A 22,902-nucleotide genomic window follows, 5' to 3' on the forward strand; every position below is an offset into this window, starting at 1 on the left:
CGTGCGGCGCCGGGAGGCGCCGGACGGCCCGGTGGGCGATGATCGGGTGATGAGCGGGCGGACAACGGGGATCCGGGAGCTGTTGCGGGTACGCGGGGACGGGCGGGGTCCGATCGATCTCGCGGCGATCGATCCCCGGTCGACCCCCGGCCTGCCCGGGCGGCACGTGGTGGGTGAGGACGCCAAGGGCTGGGCCCGGACCGAGGTGGGCGTCGTCGGCGCGGACCTGGCCCGGCAGCAGGAGATGCTCTTCGCCTCGGCCAAGGCCGACCCGGAGTTCTCCCGGCGGGTGTTGCTGGTGTTGCAGGCCGTGGACTGCGGTGGCAAGGACGGCACGATCCGCCGGGTGGCCGGGGCGATGAACCCGCTCGGCCTGCACATCCGGGCGTTCGGGCCGCCGACCGAGCTGGAGCGGCGGCACCACTTCCTCTGGCGGATCCGGCGGGCTCTGCCGGAGCCCGGTTACGTCGGGGTGTTCAACCGGTCCCACTACGAGGACGTCCTGATCGCCCGGGTGGAGTCGCTGGTGCCGGAGCGGGTCTGGCGGGGCCGGTACGACGAGATCAACGAGTTCGAGCGCGAGCTGACCGAGGGCGGGGTGGCCCTGGTCAAGGTGATGCTGCACATCTCCCGGGGTGAGCAGTTGGAGCGGCTCGGCGCGCGGCTGACCGACCCGACGAAGTACTGGAAGTACAACCCGGCGGATCTCGACGCGCGGGCCCGCTGGGCGGACTACCAGGCCGCGTACGCGGAGGCGCTGGGCCGTACCAGCCCGCCGACGGCGCCCTGGTACGTCGTACCGGCCGACCGGAAGTGGTACCGGAACTGGGCCGTGGCGCGGCTGCTCCGGGAGACGTTCGTGGATCTTGGATTGCGCTATCCGCCGGCCGGTTTCGACGTGGAGCGGGAGCGGCTCCGGCTGGCCAGCGAAAAGTCACCCGGCGGGCCAAAATGAACGCTAGGTAAACGACAAGTGAATCGCATCTGACCAGGGGTGGGCCGCCGGTAGCAGGGTTTTCACATTCCCTAGCATCTCCCTCGACGGGCCCCGTATCTTGGCCTGTCGCCGTCACCCGACCATCAGAAGGTTCCGTGCCGTGAAGTTTTCCTTCCGTCCCACCGAGGGCGCTTTCTACGAGCTCTTCACCCGGGCCGCCCAGAATCTGGTGCGGGGCACGGAGCTGCTCAACGAGCTCGCCCTGCCGGGTGTCGACGTCCAGTCCGTGAGTGAGCGGCTGACCGAGGTCGAGCACGACAGCGACCAGATCACCCACGAGCTCTACAAGAAGATCAACTCGACCTTCATCACCCCGTTCGACCGCGAGGACATCTACCGGCTCGGCTCGCTGCTCGACGACGTGATGGACCACCTCGAAGCGGTCGGCAACCTGCTCTACCTCTACGGCCTGACCAAGCTGCCCTCGCTGCCGCGGGAGATGCACGAGCTGGTCAACGTGCTGGACCACCAGGCCCGGATCACCGCCGAGGTGATGCCCCGGCTGCGGACCATGAAGAACCTGGACGACTACTGGATCGAGTGCAACCGGCTCGAGAACGACGGCGACCAGGCGTACCGGATGCTACTCGTCCGCCTCTTCTCCGGCGAGTACGACGCCCTGACGGTGCTGAAGATGAAGGAGGTCGCCGACGAGCTGGAGGCGGCCTGCGACGCCTTCGAGCACGTGGCCAACACCGTCGAGACGATCACGGTCAAGGAGTCCTGAGTCCGTGCCTGAGCCAAGCAAGCCGCGCGTCCGGGCCGGCGGGCCCCACCCTGCCCGGTTCCCGGTGACACCGCCGCCGGCCGGCGAGCAGCCGGGGACTCCGGGCGCACGCCGTGGGGCGCGCCGATGAGCGCCGAACTCGTCGCCGTCATCGCCGTCATCGTCGTCGCGATGGCCTTCGACTACACCAACGGCTTCCACGACGCCGCGAACGCCATCGCCACCAGCATCTCCACCCGGGCGCTCACGCCGCGGGTGGCGCTCGCCCTGGCCGCCGTCGGGAACTTCGTCGGCGCGCACTTCGGCGCCGGCGTCGCCAAGACCGTCGGAGACGGCCTGGTCACCCTGCCGACCGGGGTGGGCAGCCTCGGCGTGGTCTTCGCCGGGGTGCTCGGCGCCATCGCCTGGAACCTGATCACCTGGTACTTCGGCCTGCCGTCCTCCTCCTCGCACGCCCTCTTCGGCGGGCTGGTCGGCGCGACGCTGCTCGCCACCGGCGGCACGGTCCAGTGGCTCAACATCGTCGACAAGGTGATCCTGCCGATGGTGCTCTCGCCGGTGGTCGGGCTCCTGCTCGGGTACGTGGTGATGCTCGCCATCCTCTGGATCTTCCGGAAGGGGCAGCCCGGCAAGCTCAACCGGGGTTTCCGGTGGGCGCAGACCGCCTCGGCGGCGGCCATGTCGGTCGGCCACGGCATGCAGGACGCCGCCAAGACCATGGGCATCATCGTGCTGGCCCTCTTCACCGGCGGGTACCAGGACGACAAGACGCACATCCCGGGCTGGGTCTTCTGGACCTCGGCCACCATGCTCGCCCTGGGCACGTACGCCGGCGGGTGGCGGATCATCCGTACCCTCGGTCGGAAGATCATCGACCTGGGCCCGCCGGAGGGCTTCGCGGCCGAGATCGTCGCCAGCGCCGTCCTCTACTTCAACGCGCTGGTGCTGCACGCGCCGATCTCCACCACGCACACGATCACCTCGGCGATCATGGGGGTGGGGGCGACCAAGCGCCTCTCCGCGGTGCGGTGGAACGTCGCCGGCAACATCGTGGTCGCCTGGATCATCACCTTCCCGGCCGCGGCGGCGATCGCCTGCCTCGCGTACCTGATCGTCCGCCCCATCTTCGGCTGAGCGGACCCCCCGTCCCGCTGTCGCCCCGGGCGCGCGCCGCGCCCGGGGCGAGGCACGCTACGGATACGTGACGCCGATCTGCTCGCGTACGGTGTCCAGCAGGCCCATGATCTCCAGCGTCGTGGCGTGCGGTACCAGGGGGCTCTCCAGCAGCCCCGCGCGCAGGCAGCGCTGCACCTCGGCCGCCTCGTACTGGTAGCCGCCGCCGTCCGGCGGCCCCGTGATCACCTCCGGCTCGGCGTCGCCGCGGTGGATGGTGAGCCGGTCGGGTACGAAGAACGTGTCGGCCAGCTCGATCCGGCCCCGGGTGCCGGTGACCGTGGCGGCCAGCGGGGTGGCCCCCACCAGCCCACAGGTCAGGGTGGCGACCGCGCCCGACTCGTACCCCAGCAGGACGCCCGTGTTCTCGTCGACGCCCTCCGGGCTCAGCTTCGCCCAGGAGCGGATCTCGTCCGGGGCGCCCAGCACCAGGTGCGCGAGGCTGATCGGGTAGATGCCGAGGTCCAGCAGCGCGCCGCCGCCCAGCGCCCGCGCCCGCAGCCGGTGCTCCGGCGGGAAGGGGCCGGCCAGGCCGAAGGCAGCCTGCACGGAGGTCACCTCGCCGATCGCCCCCTCGGCGAGCAGCTCGCCCAGTCGGAGTACGAGCGGATTGCAGCGCATCCACATCGCCTCCATCAGGAACGCGCCCTTCGCGCGGGCCGTCTCCACCAGCTCGGCGCTGCTCGCCCGGTCCAGCGTCATCGGCTTCTCGCAGAGGACGGCCCGTCCCGCCGTGAGGCAGGTCATCGCGGCGTCGAAGTGGGCGGCGTGCGGGGTGGCGACGTACACGACGTCGACCTCCGGATCGGCCGCCAGCTCCGACCAGGAGCCGTACGCCCGGGGGATGTCGTGCCGGTCGGCGAAGGTTCGGGCGGCGGCCGACGTGCGGGAGGCCACCGCGACCACCTCCGCGTCCGGCAGCAGCCGCAGGTCCTCGACGAACCTCCCGGCGATGTGGCCCGTGGCCAGGATGCCCCAACGTGTCATGCCGGCACGCTAGTCCAGCTCACCCGGCCGGCCGCGAACGGTACCGCCGACCGGGGCCGGCGCCACAGCTCGCGTGCCGCGACCCGTCCGCGTGCCGCGACCCGTCCGCCGCCCGTGGCCGGCCGGTGTCGGGGCGGGAGATCGACATAGGCTCTGAGCATGACGCTGGGCAGCAACGAGGGCTTCGCCGTACCGGAGCGGCTGGTGGAGCACGCGCGCCGCTTCTACGCCGAGGGCGGTACGCCGGCCACGCCCCGGGTGGCGGCCACCGTGCTGCTGTTGCGCCCCGGCACCGGCGGCTTCGAGGTGTACGTGATCCGCCGGGTGGCGGAGATGGCCTTCGGCGGCATGTACGCCTTCCCGGGCGGCGGCGTCGATCCGTCCGACTCGCGGCCCGATCTGGACTGGTCGGGGCCGGCCCCGGAGCGGTGGGGCGAGCGGCTGCGGCTGCCGGCCGACGCGGCCCAGGCGGTGGTCTGCGCGGCGGCGCGAGAGGTGTTCGAGGAGGCGGGCGTGCTGCTCGCCGGCCGGCCCGGCGGCGACGTGCTGGGGGACGTGAGCGGCGACGACTGGGAGTCGGCCCGGCAGGCGTTGGTCTCCCGCCGGACCGGCTTCGCCGAGCTGCTGCGGCGGCAGCGGCTCGCGCTCCACTCGGACCTGCTGGTGCCGTGGAGCCGCTGGATCACGCCGGAGTTCGAGCCGCGCCGGTACGACACGTACTTCTTCGTGGCGCTGCTGCCGGACGGTCAGCGGACCCGGGACGTCTCCGGCGAGGCCGACCACACCATGTGGGTGCGACCGGCGGACGCGCTGGCCCGGGCCCGGGCCGGGGAGATCGCCATGCTGCCGCCGACCATGGTCACGCTCGCCGAGGTGGCGGACTGCGCCGACCTGGCCACCGTGCCGGCGGTCGCGGCCGGTCGGGACGTCGCCACGCCAATCACTCCGCGACTGGAGTTGCCGGGCGATGGCGGCCGTCCGCGCTTCCTGCTCGACCCCCGAAACACGTCGATCTAGGGAGAATCGTCGTTAGTGGATCACTAATCACGACGATTTGCCCTAGATCGACGGCGAGGGCGAGGCGGCGAGGTCCGGTCAGCCGAAGCGGCCGGTGATGTAGTCCTCAGTCTTCTTCTCGCTCGGGTTGCTGAAGATCTTCTGCGTGTAGTCGTACTCGATCAGGCGGCCCGGGTCGCCGGTCCGCTCGATCGAGAAGAAGGCGGTACGGTCCGAGACCCGGGCCGCCTGCTGCATGTTGTGGGTCACGATGATGATCGTGAACTGGTCCTTCAGCTTGAACATCAGGTCCTCGATCGCCAGGGTGGAGATCGGGTCCAGCGCCGAGCAGGGCTCGTCCATCAGGACGACCTTCGGCTCGACGGCGATCGTACGGGCGATGCAGAGCCGCTGCTGCTGACCGCCGGAGAGGCCGGCGCCCGGCTTGTCGAGCCGGTCCTTGACCTCGTCCCAGAGGTTCGCGGCCCGCAGCGCCTTCTCGGCCGCCTCGGTGAGCACCGACTTCCGGCGTACCCCGTTGAGCTTCAGCCCGGCGACGACGTTGTCGAAGATCGACATCGTCGGGAAGGGGTTGGGCCGCTGGAAGACCATGCCGATGGTGCGGCGTACGGCGGTGACGTCGACGTCCCGGTCGTAGATGTCCTGGTCGTCGATGGTCAGCGAGCCCTCGACCCGGGCGCCCGGCAGCACCTCGTGCATCCGGTTGATCGACCGCAGGAAGGTCGACTTCCCACAGCCCGAGGGCCCGATCAGGGCGGTGACGGTCTTCGGCTCGACCGTCATGGAGATGTTCTCGATCGCCTTGAACGAGCCGTAGTAGGCGGTGACGTTGTTCGCTTCGACGCGCTTGGCCATGGTGCTGTTACCTCCGGGGGATCAACGGCTCAGCCGGTTGCGGCGGGCGAGCAGCTTCGCCGCGATCGTCAGGATCAGGACGAGGGCGACCAGCGTGAGCGCCGCTGTCCAGGCCCGGCCGGGCGCGTACTGGGACGCGGTGCCGGCCTGCCCGTAGATGTAGAGCGCCAGCGACGACTGGCTGTTCTCGAACGGGTTGAAGTTGATCGCCGCGCCGCCGCCGGCGACGAGCAGCACCGGCGCCGTCTCGCCGGAGGCCCGCGCGATCGCGAGCATCACGCCGGTGACGATGCCGGGCCGGGCCGTCGGCAGCACGATCCGCATGATCGTCTTCCACTTCGGTACCCCGAGCGCGTACGAGCCCTCGCGCAGCGGCGCGGGCACCAGCCGGAGCATCTCCTCGGTGGAGCGGACGATCGTCGGCAGCATGAGCACGCTCAGGGCGAGCGCGGCGGCGAAGCCCGAGTAGGTCGGCTGGCCGTTGTTGAAGACCGGCGAGACGATCAGCACCCAGAAGGCCAGGATGAACAGGCCGGCGACGATCGACGGGATGCCGGTCATCACGTCGACGAAGAAGCGGATCGCGAGGGCGAACCGGCCCCGGCCGTACTCGACGAGGTAGATGGCGCAGGCGATGCCGAGCGGCACGGTGATCAGCGTGGCGATGCCGACCTGCTCCAGCGTGCCGACGATGGCGTGGTACGCGCCGCCGTTCGGGTCCCGGGCCCCGATGTTGTTCATCGAGGTGAGGAAGAAGTTTCCGTCGAGGCGCTCGACGCCCTTCGAGAGCAGCGTCCAGGCCACCGAGACGAGCGGCAGCACGGCCAGCACGAACGCGGAGTGGATCAGCGCGCTCCAGGTGCGGTTGCGGGCCTGACGGGGCCCCTCGACCGCCTTGCTGACGAGAAAGGCCCCGAGCAGGTAGAGCAGGGCGCCGAGGACGACGACCAGCACCGGGCCGCCGATGCCGGTGCCGTAGACGATCGCGGCGGAGACCGCGAGCGCGGCCACGCCGATCCCCACGAGCGCGAGGACGGGCAGCCGGCGGGCCTGCAGGTTGTCGTCGGAGCGCCGGGGTGCGGCGCTGGGCGGAGCGGTCATGGTGGTCATGCGGCGGTCTCCGTGAACTCCCGGCGCCGGTAGATGATCGCCCGCGCGGCCATGTTGACGACCAGCGTGATGGCGAAGAGGACGAGACCCGAGGCGATCAGGGCGCCGCGACCGACCTCGTTGGCCTCGCCGAAGGCGTTGGCGATGTTGGCCGCGATGCTGTTACCGCCGGTCACGACGATGTTGGTCGTGATGTTGAAGGTGATGCCGAGGGTGAGCGCCAGCGCGATCGTCTCGCCGAGCGCCCGGCCGAGGCCGAGCATCACGGCGCCGATCACCCCGGGGCGGCCGTACGGGAGCACCGCGGTGCGGATCATCTCCCACTTGGTGGCGCCCAGCGCGAGCGCGGCCTCCTCGTTCGCCTTCGGCGTCTGCTGGAAGACCTCGCGGGAGAGCGAGGTGACGATCGGCAGGACCATGATCGCCAGGACCAGCGAGCCGAGCAGGATCGAGTTCCCGAACGGCCCGTCGCCGCCGAAGATCGGGATCCAGCCGAAGTACTTGTTGAGCCAGACCGACAGGTCGGTGACCGGGCCGGCGAAGTAGTCCCGGCCCCAGAGGCCGAAGACCACGCTCGGCATTGCGGCCAGCAGGTCGACCAGGAAGCCGAGGACGGTACCGACCCGCCGGGGCGCGTAGTGGGAGAGGAAGAGCGCGATCCCCAGCGCCACCGGTACGGCGATCAGCAGGGCCAGCGCCGAGGTGACCACGGTGCCGTACGCGAGTGCCCCGATGCCGAACTTCGGCTCCGAGTCGTTGGGGAACCAGCCCTCGTAGCTGAAGAAGTTGACCGTGTTGGCGCGCAGCGCCGGAACCGCCTTGGCGATCAGGAAGATCGCGATCGCCACGATGATGATCAGTACCGCCGCGCCGGCGGCCATTGTCACGCCGCGGAAGAGCCGCTCGGCTCCGAAGGCCTGCCGTCGGGGCAACGCGTCGCCGCCACCGAGACCCCCTCCGTCCGGAACCCGGGTCGGCGGGGTGGGTGAGAGGTCGGCCGGATGCGCCGCACCGGCGGAACGGGCGTGACTGGTGGTCACGCTCGTCCCGCCGGTGGCTGCGTCGGCCGAGCGGGGAGGGATATCGCCCATCTGCTCGCTCGCTCCGTTGACGAAGGTATGTGTCGGATCTCTAGCTGGTCAGCTCAGGCGAGGTTCTTGACCGCGGCCTCGACCTTGGTACGGACCGACTCCGGCAGCGGGGCGTAGCCGAGCTCGCCCAGCGCCTGCTGGCCCTCGCTGCTGGCGGTGTAGCCGAGGAAGCCCTTCACCACGTTGAGCTTGTCGGCCGCGAGGCCCTTGCTGCAGACGATCTCGTAGGTCACCAGCACGATCGGGTACGCGCCGGCCTCCTTGGTGGCGTAGTCGATCGACATCTGCAGGTCGTCGCCCTGGCCGGTGACCTGGGCGCCGGCGATGGTCTTACCGGCCGACTCGGGGGTCAGCTCGGCGAACTCGCCGGCCCCGTTGCCGATCTTGGCCTTCTTGAGCTGCGAGTTCTCGGCGAACGACAGCTCGACGTAGCCGATGGCGCCCTCGGTGCTCTTGATCTTGCTCGCCACGCCGTCGGACTTCGCCGCGCCGACGCCGCCCGGGGCCTTCCACTCCTTGGCGTTGCCGAAGGTCCAGTCGGCCTCGGCGGTCTTGGAGAGGAACTTGGTGAAGTTGTCGGTGGTGCCGGAGGAGTCCGAGCGGTGCACGGCCTGGATCGCGGTGGACGGCAGGGTCGCGCCCGGGTTGTCCGCCTTGATCGCGGCGTCGTCCCACTTGGTGATCTTGCCGGCGAAGATCTGCGCCAGGGTGGCCGGCTTGAGCTGCAGGTTGTCCACGCCGAGGTTGTAGCTGACCGCGATCGGCCCGATCACCATCGGCAGGTGGATCGCCTTGCCGCCGGTGCACTTGGCGTCGGCCTTCGGCTGCTCGTCGGCGGCCTTGAGCGGCGAGTCCGAGCCGGCGAAGTCGGCGGTGCCGGCGATGAAGGCCTGGATGCCCGCGCCGGAGGCGGTCGATTCGTAATTGACCTTGGCGTCGGCGCACTTCTGCTGGTACGCCTTCGTCCACTCGTCCATCGCGTTCTTCTGGGCGGAAGAACCCTGCGCGTTGACCGTGCCGGTGGCGCAGTCGGCCGCAGCGGACCCGGAGGCCGACCCGCTGGGCTCGTTATTGTCCGAGCCGCACGCGCCGAGCGCGAGCGTCGCGGTCAGCGCGAGGCAGGCAACAAGGCCGTGCCGCTGGAGCTTCACCTGAGGGGTTTCCCTTCGCATCAAACGGACCGCCGGAGTCCTGTCTGACCCCGGGGACCGGCCTGGTTCACCGGTTACTACGCAAGCTAGGAGCGCCAGGTAGACGGTTCGCCGGTCGCGAATGAACGAGGGGTGAACAAGTACCGCCGGCTGAATGTCCAGAAACCGAGGACGAGCTGTCCGTTTCGTGAACTGAGGGGCCGGCGGTGCCTATGTCGGATATGGCGTCACAGCCGGGGGCGCGCGGCGCGTTCCGGCAGGTGAGGCGGTACGAGTCAGCCTCGGCGGTACCGCACGTCGGTCGACCAGCGGGCGAACCCGGCGCGCCGGTAGAGCGCCACCGCCGCGGTGTTGCTCTCGTCGACGTAGAGCATCACCCGCCGCAACCCCCGCTCCCGCAGGTGACGCAGGCCCGCCACGGTGAGTGCGCGGCCCAGACCCAGCCCGTGCGTCTCGGGGTGCACGCCCAGCACGTACACCTCGCCGATCGGCCACGCGCGGTCGGCGGTCTCCGGCGCGTCGGCCGCCACGATGCCCGGCGCCGTCGCGTCGGCGGGCCGCCGGTCGTCGACCGTCGCGTCGGCGGGCCGCTCCGCGCCGTGCACCTTCGTCCAGTGGAAGCCCAGCAGCCGCCCCGTCGACTCCTCGACCGCGAGCAGGAAACCCGCCGGGTCGAACCACGGCTCGGCGAAGCGGGCGCGCAGGTCCTCCCGCGTCCAGCGGCCCTGTTCCGGATGGTCGGCGAAGGCCCGCCGGTTGACCTCCAGCCACGCCTCGTCGTCCTCGCCCGGACGGAACGCGCGCAGTGAGACACCGGCCGGCAGCACCGGCTCCGGGAGCGGCTCCCCCAGCGGCCGGCGCAGCGTCCACAGCTCCCGTACCCGCCGGAAGCCTCGGTCCAGGCCGAGCGCGGCGGCGCCCGGATGGTCGCCGTGGGCCCAGACCTCCACCGGCCCGTTGGCGTCGCGGATGACCGCGTCGAGCAGGGCCGCGCCGAGACCCCGGTGCCGGCGCAGCGGGTGGACGACCAGCTCCGCCGCCGTGCCGTCGGCGCCCGTCTCGACCTGCGCGTACCCGGCCAGCGCGCCGTCGGGGTCCCGGACCGTCAGGTGCCGTACGCCCGTGTCGCCGGCGTGCTTGAGCCGCAGCACCCCGTCCTCGGAGACCGGTTCCGCGCCGTCGGCGTCGGCCGCGACCGCGAGCAGGGCCAGTACCTCGCGGATCGCGTCGCCGGAGGGAAGTTCGTTCTCGTACGCCGTCACAGGCTCAGCCGCGCCGCTCACGCCCCCACGGTATCCGCCCGGGCCGGGGCCTCGGCGCGGTGGCTCGGGGCCGACGGGCAGTGGCTCGGGGCCGACGGGCAGCGGCTCGGGCCTCAGCGCGGCGGCTCGGCGTCGACGGGCAGCGCGGCGAGCCGGAAGCGTTCGGTCAGCTCCGGCAGCATCCAGCGGAGCGCGTCGAGGGTCCCCGTCCGGTCGCCGCCGCCGTCGTGCAGCAGGACGATGGAGCCGGGCCCGGTCTCGGAGGTGACCGTGTGCACGATGCTCTCCGGCCCCGGCAGGCGCCAGTCCTGTGGGTCGACGGCCCAGCCGAGCGAGGTCATCCCGAGCCGGCCGGCCACCTCGACCACCCTGGTGGTCCAGTTGCCGCCCGGCTGCCGGAAGTAGGCGATGGGGGTACCGGGCGCGGCGGACTCGATGGCCTCGCTGGTGCGGCGCAGATCGGCCTCGATCTCCTCCGGGTCCTGGTGGCCCAGTTCCAGGTCGTGGGACCAGGAGTGGTTGCAGAGCGTGTGCCCCTCGGCGACGATCTCGCGGACCAGTTCCGGATGTTGCTCGACGTTCTCGCCGATCAGGCAGAAGGTCGCCTTGACCTGGTACCGGCGCAGCAGCGCCAGAGTCTGCGGCGTGTACTCCGGACTCGGGCCGTCGTCGAAGGTGAGCGCGACGTACCCGGCGCCGGTGGTCTGCCAGCTTCCGGCGGGGCCGTCCGGCTCCGCGCCGAGCCGGTAGAGCGGATCGGTTCCGGCGGACTCCGCGTTCGGCCGCGGGTTCGACGGCGCGCTCGGGGCGACCCGGCCCGCGGGCGGGTCGTCCGGTCCGGGGAGCATGTCGGGGTCGGCGGGCGGGGGCGCGGGCACCTCGCCCGGCCGCTCCCCGGGGGTGCGGACCGGTTCGGCGGCCCGGCCGGTGCGCGGCAGGTCGGCGTCCCGGCCCGGCAGGTCGGACCGGGTACCCGGCAGGTCGGGCCGGCTACCCGGCAGGTCGGACCGGGTGCCCGGCAGGTCGGGCCGCGACGCCGGCGGCGCCGGCTCCGACGAGGCCACGGCCGCGAGCGGCTGGGTCTGTTCCGGCGAATCCCGGCGCCCGAAGGTCTGCCCGATCGCGAACGCCGCCCCGAGCAGCGTGACCGCCACGAGCGCGACCAGGCCGAGCAGTTGCCGACTCGGCCCTGGCCGGCGCGGGCCCTGGTACCCGTGCCCGTAACCGTCGGTCCCGTGCTGCCCCCGTGCCCCTGCTGCCACAGCCGCCTCCTCTGGCGAAGATTCGACCAAAGGATAAGTACGCTTTGCCGGTTATTAGGGAATTTCGGATTCCGGGTCGCCCGACGGTGTCCCCCGGCCGGCGGGGAACGGCAGAACGCCGCCCGCACCGGCGGAGGGCCGGCGGCGGACGGCGTTCGACGGAGGGTCGGACGGGCAGCGGAGCGGGTCAGACGGGCAGCGGAGCCGGCTCGGAGTCGGGCAGCGAGCGGGACGGCGGTACGACGAACTTGTAGCCCACCTGCCGGACCGTACCGATCATCGACTCGTACTCGGAGCCGAGCTTGGCGCGCAGCCGCCGCACGTGGACGTCGACCGTGCGGGTACCGCCGAAGTAGTCGTAGCCCCAGACCTCGCGCAGCAACTGGTCCCGGGTGAAGACCCGACCCGGGTGCTGGGCGAGGAACTTGAGCAGCTCGAACTCCTTGTACGTCAGGTCGAGCGGGCGGCCCTTGAGCTTGGCCGCGTAGGTGTCCGGGTCGATGCTCAGCTCGCCGGCGCGGATCGAACCGCCGCCGCCGCTGGTGGCGTTGCTGAGGCGGCCGACGGCGAGCCGCAGCCGGGCCTCGACCTCGGCCGGACCGGCGCTGGCGAGGATCACGTCGTCCACGCCCCAGTCGGCGTTCAGGGCGATCAGGCCGGCCTCGGTGACGACCGCCACCAGCGGTACGCCGAGCCCGGTCGCGTGCAGCATCCGGCAGGTGGCGCGGGCCTCGCTGAGCTCGGAGCGGGCGTCGACCAGCACGGCGTCCGGGCTCGGGCCGGAGACCAGCGTGCGGACGTCGCGCGGGGCGGTACGCACCGAGTGGGGGAGCAGGTCGAGGGCGGGCAGTACGGCGGACGGCTCACCCGCGCGTGCGGTCACCAGGAGCAGGATCTCCACGCAATCACCTCCGTCCCGGCGGCCCTCGGGCCGCGCGGTGGCCAGCGGAGTTCCGGCTCGGCCGGGGCGTACCGCTGGAGACTGGCGTCGGTCCCGGCGTCACTGGCGGGCAATCTGCGGTCGAGCCTAGCCGATATCCAGGTAAGGGCCGTCGGACGTGCGTCTGCTTTGCCTGTCTTGTCAGACATGAGGGCCAGGTTTTTACCTCGACGAAACCGTGACCAGCGAGCAACCCGTCCGGTCTGGCACGATCGGGGCGTGTTCCCCTCAACGCCCCCCGAGGCCGGCCGCGACGGCTGGGCGGACGGCAACCGGATGGGCCCGCCCGGCCCGCCCCGCGGCGCGGCGCCGCGCGGCTACCCAGCCCGCCCCGGCCCGCAGGGTCCCCACGGCCCAGGCCCGGACGACCACCCGGGCGCGCCCCCGCGCGGCTACCCGCCCCGCCCCGGCCCGCAGGCACCCCAGGGCCCCGGCCCGGAGGACCACCCGGGTGGGCCCCCGCGCGGCTACCCGCCCCGCCAGGGCGGTCAGGCGCCACAGGGGCCGCAGCGCGGCCCGGACGACGACGCCCCGGGCCCGGCCGAGGAGCGGCGTGGCCGCAGCGGCCCCCGGCGGGCGCGGCGGGGCGGCAGCGCCCCGGTGCCGCGGGTGGATCCCGACGTCGACGAGGACACCGACGCGGACGACGAGGAGGAGGTGGAGGTCGTCCCGGTCCGCCGGCTGCTCTCGGTGGCGATCGCCGGCTTCGCCGCGCTGCTCGGGGTGGGGCTGGTCTTCGGCGCGCAGACCGCCGGTCCCGGCAGTGCCCGCATCCCGTTCGCGATCGTCGTCTTCGGCGTACAGGTGCTCTTCGTGCTGGCCTGGACCATGGCCATGCGTCCCCCGGCGCTGCCGCTGGTGGCCGGGGTGGCGGTCGCGGTCGCCGCGATCGCCGACGTGGCCGCGGTGACCTCGCAGATCGCCGGCCTCGCCCCGCTCGGTTACGTGGCGGTCGCCGGCTTCGTCGCGGGCGTCCTCGGGCAGCTCGTCCGCCCCGCCGACCGGTCGCGGGTGACCGACTCGCTCGGTACCACCCTGCTCATCGTGGTCGGGGTGGTCGCCTTCGGGACGCTGATCGTGCTCAGCCGGGTGCCGGTCGGTACCCAGGCGATCTTCGTCTGCCTCACCGCGACCGCGGTCTCGCTGGCGGTGGCGCGGCTGACCGACGCGGTGCTGCCCTGGCCCCGGCTGGCGCCGCAGGTGCCGCGCGGCGCGGCCGGCGTGGTGCTCGGCGCGATGCTGGGCACGCTCGCGGCCGCCGTGATCGGCGGCATCGTGGTCGGGTTCACCCCCACCAGCGGCGCCGTGGTCGGCCTGGTCACGGCGACCGCCGCCGCGCTGGCCGACCTCGCGGTCGGGTACGCGGAGGCGGGCCGGCTCATGGCCGGCGAGCCGCCGACGATGTGGGTGGCCCGGCACATGCAGGGGCCGATCGGCGGCTTCGCCCTCGCGGCACCGGCCGCGTACGCCATGAGCAGGCTGTTTCTCTGAGCGGTCCCGGGGCGTCCGGTGGGCGCCCCGGCGGCTCGCCGTCCGGTGATTGGGAAGCGACGGACGCGGGTACCTTCCGAGCCCCGATCGGGGACAATTCTCCGGTCGAACAGACCGGTACGGACCAGGAGGCGGCGTGACGAGCGGCTATGCGGGGTACGAGGAACGGCCGGTCCGGCGGCGGCGCGGGCGGCGGGTGCTCATCGTCCTGCTCGTGCTGCTACTCGTCCTGGTCGGGCTGCTGGTGGTGGCCGACCGGGTCGCCGCCAACTTCGCCGAGCGGACCATCGCCGAGCAGGTGAGCCAGGAGACCGCCAAGCAGAACGTGCGCTCCGCGCCGCCCGAGGTGGGGGTCGGCGGCTTCCCGTTCCTGACCCAGGTGGTCGCCGGCCGGTACGAGTCGATCTCGATCGTGCTCCGCGACGTGCAGGGCGCGGTCGAGGGGAACAGCGTCAGCCTGCCGGAGTTGGACATCGACGCGCGCAGCGTGCACGCCAGCCTCGACACGCTCCGCTCCGGCCAGGGCGACGTCGTCGCGGACACGGTCGACGGCACCGCGACGATCAGCTACGACAGCGTCACCCAGCTCATCAAGCGGCCGGGCGTGAAGCTCGCCGAACGGAACGGCAAGCTCAACGTCACGGCGCCGCTTGAGGTCCTCGGCCAGCGGCTCACCGTCACCGGCGACGCCAACCTGACCGTCGAGAAGGGTCAGGTGGCGGTGCGGTTCGAGAACCTGACCGCCGACGGGCTGCCGGACATCCCGGCCGCCCGGGCGCTCGTCAACGCGTACGCCCGGCAGATCTCGATCGACATTCCCCTGCCCAAGCTGCCGTTCCAGCTGGTGGTGCGCGAGGTACGGGTCCAGCCGAACGGGCTGGCCGTGAGCGCGACGGCCAAGAACGTCACGCTCAACTCCGGGGCGTGACGGGTCGGTTTCCCGGATGCTGGTCCGCGGTCGAGTCCGGCGGTAGGCACTGGTAGGCTCCATCCTCATGGGGACGCTCCTCACCAAACGGCGCGCGGTCGACCTGTGCCGCGTGGCCACCTGCCTGTGTCGCCCCGTCATCTGACGGCGGGGCTGCTAATCAGGAAGAATCACCGGCTCCCTGTTCCGGCCGGTGACGAGCTTTCTCTGAACCCCTTCCACGCCCGGCAGCGGCGCCGTCGCACAAACCCGTGATCCGTACTGCTATGGGTCCCGCGTGTGGGTGCGACCAGACACGATCCGCTATCCACGCGCTGGCTCACTGTCACCGACCCGACCGTCGACACTCCGGTCGGGCACCATCCTCACCAGGGAGTGATCTGATGAGTCGCGACACCGCACTCGTCTCGGCCGACTGGGCCGAGAAGAACCTCGGCGCCGACGGCGTCGTCTTCGTCGAGGTCGACGAGGACACCACCGCCTACGACGCCGGCCACATCGCCGGCGCCATCAAGCTGGACTGGAAGACCGACCTGCAGGACCCGGTACGCCGGGACTTCGTCAACAAGAGCCAGTTCGAGGCGCTGCTCTCCGAGCGTGGCATCAGCAACGACGACACCGTCATCCTCTACGGCGGCAACAACAACTGGTTCGCCGCGTACGCGTACTGGTACTTCAAGCTCTACGGTCACCGCGACGTGAAGCTGCTCGACGGCGGTCGCAAGAAGTGGGAGCTGGACGCCCGCCCGCTGGTCAAGGAGGCGGTCACCCGCCCGGCGACCAGCTACGTCGCCAGCGAGCCGGACGTCTCCATCCGGGCCTTCCGGGACGAGGCCGTCGCCGCGATCGGCACCAAGAACCTCGTCGACGTGCGCTCGCCCGACGAGTACGCGGGCCGGCTGCTCGCCCCCGCGCACCTGCCCCAGGAGCAGGCGCAGCGGGCCGGCCACATCCCGACCGCGGTGAACGTGCCGTGGTCGAAGGCGGCCAACGAGGACGGCACCTTCAAGTCCGACGACGAGCTGCGGGAGATCTACGCGGCGGCCGGGCTGGACGACGGCAAGGACACCATCGCGTACTGCCGGATCGGCGAGCGCTCCTCGCACACCTGGTTCGTGCTCAAGGAGCTGCTCGGCCACCAGAACGTGAAGAACTACGACGGTTCGTGGACCGAGTACGGCTCCCTGGTGGGCGTGCCGGTCGCCCTCGGCGACGAGCCCGGGGAGGCGTGACATGACAGCTCCGATCTCCGCCACGGCCGCCGGTTGCGCGGCGCCGGACCAGTCCGCCCCGCTGCCGGCCGGCCTGGACCTGACGAAGGAAACCGTCATCACCGGCGTGGTCAGCGCCGAGTCCGGCGAGGCCGTGCCCGGGGCGTACGTCCGGCTGCTCGACTCGACCGGTGAGTTCACGGCCGAGGTGGTCACCTCGCCGGAGGGCCAGTTCCGGTTCTTCGCGGCGCCGGGCACCTGGACGCTGCGGGCGCTGTCCCGGCACGGCAACGGCGACACGCTGGTGACCGCCGGTCGCGGCATCACCGAGGTGGGCGTCACCGTCGGCTGACGTCCGCACCCACGTACCAAACGACCGCCGCCCGGGCATCGCGCCCGGGCGGCGGTCGTCGTACGGCATTGTGGTGGACAAAGCGGACAAATCAGGTCGATCGGTTCGCTTGGCGAGGAGTGTGAGCGCCGGCCGATCGACGTCGGCTGGCGGACGTCGTCGTCACCTGAACGCCAGTGGCGTTATCCGCGCCCTGTAACGCCTCTGGTGTTCAGGTGACGGCGCGCGCAAGGACCATCGACCGCCAGCGTGGCGTGTTCGGAGAACGGAGCACCGCCGCTCGCGTGGGTGGTACACCAGAGACGTCACCGGGGCGGTTTGATGTCTCTGACGTACCACCGAACGGGCGGGCGTCCCATGATTGTTAGCTGCAAACCGGTGTTTGCGGGCCTCGGGGGCACCGGAACGGGACTAAGGATCAACCACCACCCGGTCCGTGGCTCCGACCTGCGCCGATGCCATCGCTACAGCGCCTTGTGGAAGTGGTGCTTCGCTGATCCGTCCGGCATGCCGGGCGTGCGTCCCACCTCCCTGTAGCCGTGCCGGAGGTAGAAACCGGGCGCGGGCTTGGGTCGGCGCCCGTCCATAGGGGGTGCGGCGGCCTGCCCAAGTCACGAGCCGGCCAGCGCGACCGCCGCACTCCCACCCCGTTGGGAGGTGCGATGAACTGCCTGCTCGGATGGTTGACCGCCCGACGCCGGGCCCGCCGTGCCGCCGCCGAGGCGGCCGGGCGACGGCGCGACGCCGCCGAGACCAGCGCCGCGAGGCGGCGGGTCATCGCCGTCGCCCGCAACGAGCATCCGGCAGGCTACCGGGGGCGGCGATGAGGACCGAGTACGTGGGGTTGGCTGATGCGATCCAGGATGCGCACCGGGTCATGCAGGTCCATCTGCCGGGGGAGTGGCGTTCGTGCCGGTCGTGCGGTGAGTCGTACCCGTGTATGCCGCGCCGGGACGCGCGGAGCCTGCTGATCCGCAGCGGCCGGTTGGTGCTGGCCAGGGTGGCGCCGTGGCGGACCCGATGAGCCGCGACGGCCGGGAGCCGGGGCGGGATTCGGGGCCGGTGGCCGGGTCTGGCGCGGACGTGCCGAAGCTGCCCTGGGGCACGGTCGTGCGGTTGCCGGCCGGCGAGTGGTACCCACGACCGGATGTCGCGGCCGATCATCACATTCACCTGCGGGTGGTGGACACGCAGCCGGCCGCCGAACCGGGTCGGGCGTGGTTGCTGGCGCACGGTATCTCCTGCACGTGGCAGTCGGTGGACTGTCACGGGCCGTGGTGCTGGGAGGTGCAGGTGTCGGTCGAGGCGCTGCGGCGGGCGTTGTCGTGAGCGGTACCCAGGACCGGCTGCCGCTCGGCCCGCCCGGACCGTCCGGGGTCCGGGTCGGGCCGGGCATTCCGACTGCCGGCGAGATCGTTCAGGTCTCCCGCGCGGCGAGTGTTCAGTTCGTCGACGCGTTCTGGTTCCGGGTGATCCGGGCGCACGACTGGTCGACGTACGAGGGGTGGGTGTGGCTGGACGGGTACGTCCTGGATGGTCGGGGTGACGCGGTCGAGCGGCGGACGATCTGGGTGCAGTACGCCGGGCTGCGCCGGGTCCGGCCGCGAGCGTCGACACCGCGCCAGCCGGTACGCACGAACCGGTCCCCGATACGGCGGTGACCGCCGGACCCGACTGGGGTCCGGCGGCCACCGGTAATCAGGTGTCGGTTATTCGGGTGCTGGTCAGATTCCGCCGACCCGGCTGTCGCAGGGGGAGACGGGATCGAGGGTGAAGTCGAGGGTCGACACGAAGCCGGCCTCGATCTGTTGGTTCGTCACCTCGGGGATCCAGCCGTCCTTGGCGACGATGACCTGGTACTTGCCCTTTGGCAGCCAGTAGGCGTACTTGCCCTGGCCGTCGGCGGTGAGGGTGTAGCCGGCCTTGGTGCCGAGGTTGAGCCGGATGGTGGCCTTGACCGGTACGCGGGTGCCGTCGCAGGTCTGGCCGGTGACGGTGCCCTGGACCTTGCCCCAGGTCTCCGGCGGCGAGACGTTGAGCTTGATCCCCACGCTCGACACCTGGTACGGGGTGTTGGACTTGAAGCCCAGCTCACCCGTGTAGGTGCCCGGCTGGTCGACCCCGGCCTCGGCGGTGGCGGTCAGCGTGACCGTCACCTTCTGCGACGCGCCCGGCGCCAACGTGAACGTGGTCGGTGACTCGCTCAGCCACGACACGTCCCCGGCCTGGTCGCAGAGTTCGAGGCCGCCGAGCCGCTCGACCTCCTTGGCTCCCACGAAGGACGACGGCGAACCGCCGATCTTGTAGGCGCCGCAGGCGCCGGCACCCCGGTACCGGAGGAACTGGTTGTTCGGCAGGTCCCGCCACGCCCCGGCGGCCGGGTCGTACCCGACGGTCCGGTTGGTGATCGCGGTCGAGTTGCCGGTCACCCCGCCCGAGATGACGAGCAGGCCACCGGCGGCCGCGTACTGGGAACCCCACAGGTCGATCGGCAGGTCGGGCAGGGCCGTCCAGGTCCCGCCCGCCGGGTCGTACGAGTAGGCGTCCTTGTACGCGGTCGTGCCCGCCGAGCCGCCGCCGCAGTAGACGCTGGTGCCGATGCCGCCGCAGGAGCCCCAGGCGAAGGCGTGCGGGTAGTTGGCGCCGGTGCTGAACGCGCCGGTCGCCGGGTCGAAGACGACCGTCTTGTTCGAACTGGCGCAGCTACCGTCGCTGCAGCCACCGACCAGGTAGACCACGCCGTCGACCACGGCCGCGCCGGCCGCCGCCGTCGGTGCCGGGTTGGTCGCGCCGGCCACGGTGCTCCAGGCGTTGCTCGCCGGGTCGTAGACGTCGACCGAGGCGACCGGCGCCCCGCTCGCGCTCCACCCGCCGAGGACGTAGAGCTTGCCGTTCACCGCCACCGCCGAGGCCTTCGCCCGCGCGGTCGGCAGGTCCGGCAGCGCGCTCCAGCTGTTCGCCTCGGGGTCGTAGACCCACGCCTTGCGCTCGTTGCCGGTGTTGGTGCCGCCGCCGACGGAGTAGACCTTCCCGTCGAGCGCCGCCGCGGCGTTGTCGTAGATCGCCGCCGGGAGGTCGGCGACCCGGGCCCAGGCCTCGTCCACCTGCGGGGCGGCCGAGACCGGGGCGGCCCCGTACCGGACGCCGGTGCTGGCGGTGGTGAGGCCCTTCACCTTCTGCTCGGTCGGCTTCGCGCCGGTGAGCGAGAGCAGCGAGAACTGGCCGGAACGCTCCAGCAGCTCCACCGTCGCCGGCGCGCTACCGGTGTTCTTCAGCGTCACCGTCGTGCTGCGGGTGCTGCCGTACGGCTGGTGCGACTCGATGTTGCCGCCGGTGACGCTCAGCCGGCCGGCCTTGAGGGCGAAGTCGGCCTTGCGGGTGCCGTTGGTGACCACCGAAACCTGCTTCGACAGCGACTCGTACGGCGTCTTCACGGCCGTGAACGGGTGCTCGCCGCTCAGGCTGGAGAAGAGCCAGTAGAAGCCGTCGCCGATGTTCGGGTCGTCCGGGGTCGCCGCGCTGACGCCCTTCTCGGTCGCCGCGTCCGGGCTGGACACGGTCACCCCGTTGAGCGCGGTACCGGTGTTCTTGTCGGTGGTGAAGCCGGCGACCAGGCCACCCCCGGTCGGGGTGCAGACCCGGTTGACCACCTGCAGGTTGTCGATCTCCCACCACCAGGCGAAGGTGCCCCGGAAGCGGAACCGGATCTGGACGTTGGCCTTGCCGGCGACCGGGGCGAGCGAGACCTCCTCGACCACCGGGCCGCGCCGGCTGGCGGTCTGGTGCCAGACGTTGGCCCAGGTGGCGCCGCCGTCGCTGGTCACGTCGATGTCGGCGCTGTCGCCGCTGTTCACCGCCCGCCAGTCGCTGTTGAACTTCACGTACGGCGCGCTGACGGCCGAGAAGTCGAGCGCCGGCGTGACCAGGTCGGTGTCCTGGGTGTTGCCGGTACCGAGCTGGTCGCTGTCGACGATCGCGAAGCCGCCGCTGCCGCCGGTGAGGTTGCCCCGGCGGCCGAGGTCCTCGAAGGTCCAGCCGCCGTCCTCGGTCCGGTTCACCACGGACCAGCCGGCCGGCTTGGCGGTGGTGTCGAAGCTCTCGGCGAGCAGCGGCGTACCGACGCTGACCGAGTAACCGGCGGCGGTGCAGGCGGCCTGCACCGGTACCGGGATGTTGACGGTGGTCGCGGCGGCGGCGACCGCCACGTCCCGGGTCACCGTCTGGTAGCCCGGGTAGCGGGCGCTGACGGTCAGCCGGTAGCTCGCGTTGCCCGGCACCGAGAAGGAGTACCTGCCGGTGATCGGGTCGGTGAAGACCGGGCCGCCCGGCTTGCCCGCGATCTCGATCGACGCGTACAGCGGCCAGCCGTGCCCCGAGCCGTCGGTGACCTTGCCGGAGACGGTGACCGTCGGCGCGGCGACCAGCGCGAAGTTCTTCGTGACCGCGCCGCCCTCACCGACGGTGACGGTCGCGGTCTGGCCCGCGTAGCCGTACGCGCTGACGCTCAGCTCGAACGTGCCGGCCTCGACGGTGAGCGCGTAGCGGCCGTCCGCGCCGGTGGTGGCGGTGCGGGACCCGGCGCTGACCGTCGCGCCGGCCACCGGGGCGCCGCCCGCGGAGTTGGTGACGGTACCGCTGACCCGGCCGATCGGTCCGCGCGGTGCGGCCGTGACGGCCTGGTACACGTTGAGCCGGCCCTCGCCGAAGATGTTGTTGTCGTCGACGGTGCCGCCGCAGCCGAGCGCGTTGACGTCGGTGGCGGTCTGGTCGAGCAGCGCCTCGGTGGCGGTGATGTCACCGCGCAGGCTGGACGCGGCGGCCCAGATCAGTGCGACGGCCCCGGCGAGGTGCGGGGTCGCCATCGAGGTGCCGTTGAAGGCGGCGTAGCCGCCGCCCGGGATGCTGGAGCGCACGTTGACGCCCGGAGCGGCGATGTCCGGCTTGGTGCGGCCGTCGAGGGTCGGTCCCTTGTTCGAGAAGCTGCCGATGTTGTTGTTGACGTCGTACGCGCCCACGGCGTACGAGGAGAGGTTGTCACCGGGCGAGCTGGCCGAGCCGCAGGGGGCCGTGCCGAGGGTGTTGCCGGAGGCGAACGCCGGGAAGATGCCGGCCGCGCGCCAGGCGGTGACGGTCTGCTCGTACCAGGTGTCGCCGCGACCGCCGCCCCAGGAGTTGTTCACGATGTCCGGGTGCAGGTCGGGGCGCGGGTTCTGGCCGTTGAGGTCGGTCGGGGCGAGGACCCACTGGCCGGAGGCGAGCAGCGAGTCCTCGGAGCAGTTGTCGCTCTCGCAGCCCTTCGCGGCGATCCACTTGGCACCCGGGGCGACGCCGACCTGGTTGCCCGCGCCGTCGTCGCCGACCATGGTCCCCATCGTGTGGGTGCCGTGGTCGTTGTTGTCGCAGGGCGCGGCCGTCGCGCAGACCTCGGCGGGGTCGAACCAGTTGTAGTTGTGGTCGAAGCTGCCGTTGCCCAGGTTGCCGCGGTACTTGCCGACCAGCGCCGGGTGGTCGTACTCGACGCCGGTGTCGATGTTGGCGACGACGATGCCCTCGCCGCGGTCGCCGTACTCGGACCAGACCCGGGGTGCCTCGATGTTGGTCAGGCCCCACTCGGCGGCGGCGGGGGCGGCCGTGGTGCTGGCCGTCCGCGCGGTCGGCTTGACCAGGGGGTAGACCTTCACCGGCTCGATCCGGGCCACCTCGGGGCGGGCGGCGATCGAGTCGACGAGGGCCTTGTCGCCGCGTACCCGCAGCGCGTTGGCGATCCAGTACGAGGTGTAGTCGATCTTCTTGGCGTCCAGGTCGGCCCGGAGCCCGGCCTGGCTGCGCTCGGCGGTACCGGTCAGCTGCCGGTAGACCTCGGTGGCCTTCGCGCCGGAGTCGCGCGGGCCGGCCGTACCGTCGAACGTGGCCCGGTCCCGGAGATAGACCATGAAGTCGGTGCTCTCCTGGCCGGAGAGCGCCTTGAGTACCTGCGCGTCCACCGTGGCGCTCGGGGTGGCGGCCGAGGCGAGCACGGGCTGCGCCGTGACGCCGAGCACGACCGCCGCGAGGACGGTGAGCGAACGCCGGAGTCTGGACCGGCCCATGGCCCAGCTCCCTCGTCGTCGTGACATGTTTCCTCCCCACGTATTCGGTGCCCCGGTCCCCACCGGTCACCGATCGGGCGGTACCGGGATGTCCCGTACCGCCGGCCGCGCGCGGGGGTGGTCTCGGGTAACTGAAGGTGGCCCCCGCGTCGGCTATGAGTCATGCTGTGCGTCGCAGTGTTAATGATCAATGCCTCTCGATGAGCAGTATTCGGGCAGTAGCTGGGCGGGATTGGGTCAGCGACCCGACCCGTCGTAC

The 22,902-nt window shown here is 71.8% G+C and carries 21 protein-coding genes; 12 read left to right on the forward strand and 9 right to left on the reverse strand.

Annotated elements, in window-relative coordinates; genetic code table 11:
* The first annotated feature begins 49 nt into the window (after window positions 1-49).
* The 3 genes from AB0J86_RS28825 (at window position 50) to AB0J86_RS28835 (ending at window position 2,858) form a co-directional block, all read left to right on the forward strand.
* Window positions 50-955: a PPK2 family polyphosphate kinase gene (locus AB0J86_RS28825; protein WP_363860770.1), complete on the forward strand. Its 906-nt coding sequence runs from the start codon at window positions 50-52 to the stop codon at window positions 953-955.
* A 142-nt stretch (window positions 956-1,097) separates the two neighbouring features.
* Window positions 1,098-1,724 carry a DUF47 family protein gene (locus tag AB0J86_RS28830; protein WP_363860771.1) on the forward strand — a complete coding sequence of 209 codons (627 nt, stop codon included), beginning with the start codon at window positions 1,098-1,100 and terminating at the stop codon, window positions 1,722-1,724.
* Between the two features lie 126 nt (window positions 1,725-1,850).
* Window positions 1,851-2,858, forward strand: coding sequence for an inorganic phosphate transporter (locus tag AB0J86_RS28835; RefSeq protein WP_363860772.1), 1,008 nt, complete (start codon window positions 1,851-1,853; stop codon window positions 2,856-2,858).
* A gap of 57 nt (window positions 2,859-2,915) precedes the next feature.
* On the opposite strand, the gene AB0J86_RS28840 is transcribed toward AB0J86_RS28835, so the two are convergent.
* Window positions 2,916-3,884: a Gfo/Idh/MocA family oxidoreductase gene (locus tag AB0J86_RS28840; protein ID WP_363860773.1), complete on the reverse strand. Its 969-nt coding sequence runs from the start codon at window positions 3,882-3,884 to the stop codon at window positions 2,916-2,918.
* Window positions 3,885-4,043: 159 nt separating this feature from the next.
* On the opposite strand from AB0J86_RS28840, the gene AB0J86_RS28845 reads away from it, so the two are divergent.
* Window positions 4,044-4,901, forward strand: coding sequence for an NUDIX hydrolase (locus AB0J86_RS28845; protein WP_363860774.1), 858 nt, complete (start codon window positions 4,044-4,046; stop codon window positions 4,899-4,901).
* Between the two features lie 78 nt (window positions 4,902-4,979).
* Here the strand turns inward: AB0J86_RS28845 and pstB are convergent, their stop codons facing one another.
* The 7 genes from pstB to AB0J86_RS28880 all read right to left on the reverse strand — a co-directional run bounded on the left by pstB (window position 4,980) and on the right by AB0J86_RS28880 (window position 12,533).
* Window positions 4,980-5,756 carry a phosphate ABC transporter ATP-binding protein PstB gene (pstB, locus tag AB0J86_RS28850; RefSeq protein WP_363860775.1) on the reverse strand — a complete coding sequence of 259 codons (777 nt, stop codon included), beginning with the start codon at window positions 5,754-5,756 and terminating at the stop codon, window positions 4,980-4,982.
* Between the two features lie 21 nt (window positions 5,757-5,777).
* Window positions 5,778-6,866 (reverse strand): phosphate ABC transporter permease PstA, encoded by a 1,089-nt coding sequence (gene pstA, locus AB0J86_RS28855; protein ID WP_363860776.1) that lies wholly within the window; start codon window positions 6,864-6,866, stop codon window positions 5,778-5,780.
* Window positions 6,863-7,957 (reverse strand): phosphate ABC transporter permease subunit PstC, encoded by a 1,095-nt coding sequence (gene pstC, locus AB0J86_RS28860; protein ID WP_363860778.1) that lies wholly within the window; start codon window positions 7,955-7,957, stop codon window positions 6,863-6,865. The genes pstA and pstC overlap by 4 nt, the downstream gene beginning before the upstream one ends.
* A gap of 53 nt (window positions 7,958-8,010) precedes the next feature.
* The gene (pstS, locus tag AB0J86_RS28865) at window positions 8,011-9,108 is read right to left on the reverse strand and encodes a phosphate ABC transporter substrate-binding protein PstS (protein WP_363860779.1); all 1,098 of its coding nucleotides are present in this window, start codon (window positions 9,106-9,108) and stop codon (window positions 8,011-8,013) included.
* Window positions 9,109-9,383: 275 nt separating this feature from the next.
* On the reverse strand, window positions 9,384-10,391 hold the full coding sequence (gene mshD, locus AB0J86_RS28870) for a mycothiol synthase (protein ID WP_363860781.1): 1,008 nt from the start codon (window positions 10,389-10,391) through the stop codon (window positions 9,384-9,386).
* A 92-nt stretch (window positions 10,392-10,483) separates the two neighbouring features.
* A complete protein-coding gene (locus AB0J86_RS28875; protein WP_363860782.1) occupies window positions 10,484-11,632 on the reverse strand; it encodes a polysaccharide deacetylase family protein in 1,149 nt (382 codons plus the stop codon).
* 187 nt (window positions 11,633-11,819) lie between these two features.
* Window positions 11,820-12,533: a response regulator transcription factor gene (locus AB0J86_RS28880; protein ID WP_363860783.1), complete on the reverse strand. Its 714-nt coding sequence runs from the start codon at window positions 12,531-12,533 to the stop codon at window positions 11,820-11,822.
* Window positions 12,534-12,791: 258 nt separating this feature from the next.
* Here AB0J86_RS28880 and AB0J86_RS28885 point away from each other — a divergent pair, with 258 nt between their 5' ends.
* From AB0J86_RS28885 to AB0J86_RS28920, 8 genes are all read left to right on the forward strand, one after another.
* Window positions 12,792-14,063 (forward strand): hypothetical protein, encoded by a 1,272-nt coding sequence (locus AB0J86_RS28885; protein WP_363860784.1) that lies wholly within the window; start codon window positions 12,792-12,794, stop codon window positions 14,061-14,063.
* 136 nt (window positions 14,064-14,199) lie between these two features.
* Complete coding sequence (locus AB0J86_RS28890; protein WP_363860785.1) at window positions 14,200-14,991, forward strand: DUF2993 domain-containing protein; 792 nt, start codon at window positions 14,200-14,202, stop codon at window positions 14,989-14,991.
* A 67-nt stretch (window positions 14,992-15,058) separates the two neighbouring features.
* Window positions 15,059-15,136, forward strand: coding sequence for an Ms5788A family Cys-rich leader peptide (locus tag AB0J86_RS28895; RefSeq protein ID WP_311202345.1), 78 nt, complete (start codon window positions 15,059-15,061; stop codon window positions 15,134-15,136).
* A gap of 238 nt (window positions 15,137-15,374) precedes the next feature.
* Complete coding sequence (locus tag AB0J86_RS28900) at window positions 15,375-16,223, forward strand: sulfurtransferase (RefSeq protein WP_363860786.1); 849 nt, start codon at window positions 15,375-15,377, stop codon at window positions 16,221-16,223.
* Window position 16,224: 1 nt separating this feature from the next.
* Window positions 16,225-16,554 carry a DUF1416 domain-containing protein gene (locus AB0J86_RS28905; protein WP_363860787.1) on the forward strand — a complete coding sequence of 110 codons (330 nt, stop codon included), beginning with the start codon at window positions 16,225-16,227 and terminating at the stop codon, window positions 16,552-16,554.
* A 662-nt stretch (window positions 16,555-17,216) separates the two neighbouring features.
* Window positions 17,217-17,381: a hypothetical protein gene (locus AB0J86_RS28910; protein ID WP_363860788.1), complete on the forward strand. Its 165-nt coding sequence runs from the start codon at window positions 17,217-17,219 to the stop codon at window positions 17,379-17,381.
* Between the two features lie 181 nt (window positions 17,382-17,562).
* Window positions 17,563-17,883 (forward strand): hypothetical protein, encoded by a 321-nt coding sequence (locus tag AB0J86_RS28915; protein WP_363860789.1) that lies wholly within the window; start codon window positions 17,563-17,565, stop codon window positions 17,881-17,883.
* Window positions 17,880-18,215 carry a hypothetical protein gene (locus AB0J86_RS28920; protein WP_363860790.1) on the forward strand — a complete coding sequence of 112 codons (336 nt, stop codon included), beginning with the start codon at window positions 17,880-17,882 and terminating at the stop codon, window positions 18,213-18,215. Before AB0J86_RS28915 ends, AB0J86_RS28920 begins: the two co-directional genes overlap by 4 nt.
* 63 nt (window positions 18,216-18,278) lie before the next feature.
* Here AB0J86_RS28920 and AB0J86_RS28925 read toward each other — a convergent pair whose 3' ends face one another.
* Window positions 18,279-22,643: a S8 family serine peptidase gene (locus tag AB0J86_RS28925; protein WP_363860791.1), complete on the reverse strand. Its 4,365-nt coding sequence runs from the start codon at window positions 22,641-22,643 to the stop codon at window positions 18,279-18,281.
* Window positions 22,644-22,902: the final 259 nt, after the last annotated feature.

The organism is Micromonospora sp. NPDC049559, from assembly GCF_040676675.1.
In the GTDB taxonomy this organism is placed as follows: domain Bacteria; phylum Actinomycetota; class Actinomycetes; order Mycobacteriales; family Micromonosporaceae; genus JBFAPK01.

Coding starts and splice junctions, on each gene's coding strand:
- AB0J86_RS28825 (WP_363860770.1), top strand. CDS start 50: ATGAGCGGGCGGACAACGGGGATCCGGGAGCTGTTGCGGGTACGCGGG.
- AB0J86_RS28925 (WP_363860791.1), bottom strand. CDS start 22,643: ATGGGCCGGTCCAGACTCCGGCGTTCGCTCACCGTCCTCGCGGCGGTC.
- pstB (WP_363860775.1), bottom strand. CDS start 5,756: ATGGCCAAGCGCGTCGAAGCGAACAACGTCACCGCCTACTACGGCTCG.
- AB0J86_RS28840 (WP_363860773.1), bottom strand. CDS start 3,884: ATGACACGTTGGGGCATCCTGGCCACGGGCCACATCGCCGGGAGGTTC.
- pstA (WP_363860776.1), bottom strand. CDS start 6,866: ATGACCACCATGACCGCTCCGCCCAGCGCCGCACCCCGGCGCTCCGAC.
- AB0J86_RS28835 (WP_363860772.1), top strand. CDS start 1,851: ATGAGCGCCGAACTCGTCGCCGTCATCGCCGTCATCGTCGTCGCGATG.
- AB0J86_RS28895 (WP_311202345.1), top strand. CDS start 15,059: ATGGGGACGCTCCTCACCAAACGGCGCGCGGTCGACCTGTGCCGCGTG.
- pstC (WP_363860778.1), bottom strand. CDS start 7,957: ATGGGCGATATCCCTCCCCGCTCGGCCGACGCAGCCACCGGCGGGACG.
- AB0J86_RS28900 (WP_363860786.1), top strand. CDS start 15,375: ATGAGTCGCGACACCGCACTCGTCTCGGCCGACTGGGCCGAGAAGAAC.
- AB0J86_RS28845 (WP_363860774.1), top strand. CDS start 4,044: ATGACGCTGGGCAGCAACGAGGGCTTCGCCGTACCGGAGCGGCTGGTG.
- AB0J86_RS28905 (WP_363860787.1), top strand. CDS start 16,225: ATGACAGCTCCGATCTCCGCCACGGCCGCCGGTTGCGCGGCGCCGGAC.
- AB0J86_RS28910 (WP_363860788.1), top strand. CDS start 17,217: ATGAACTGCCTGCTCGGATGGTTGACCGCCCGACGCCGGGCCCGCCGT.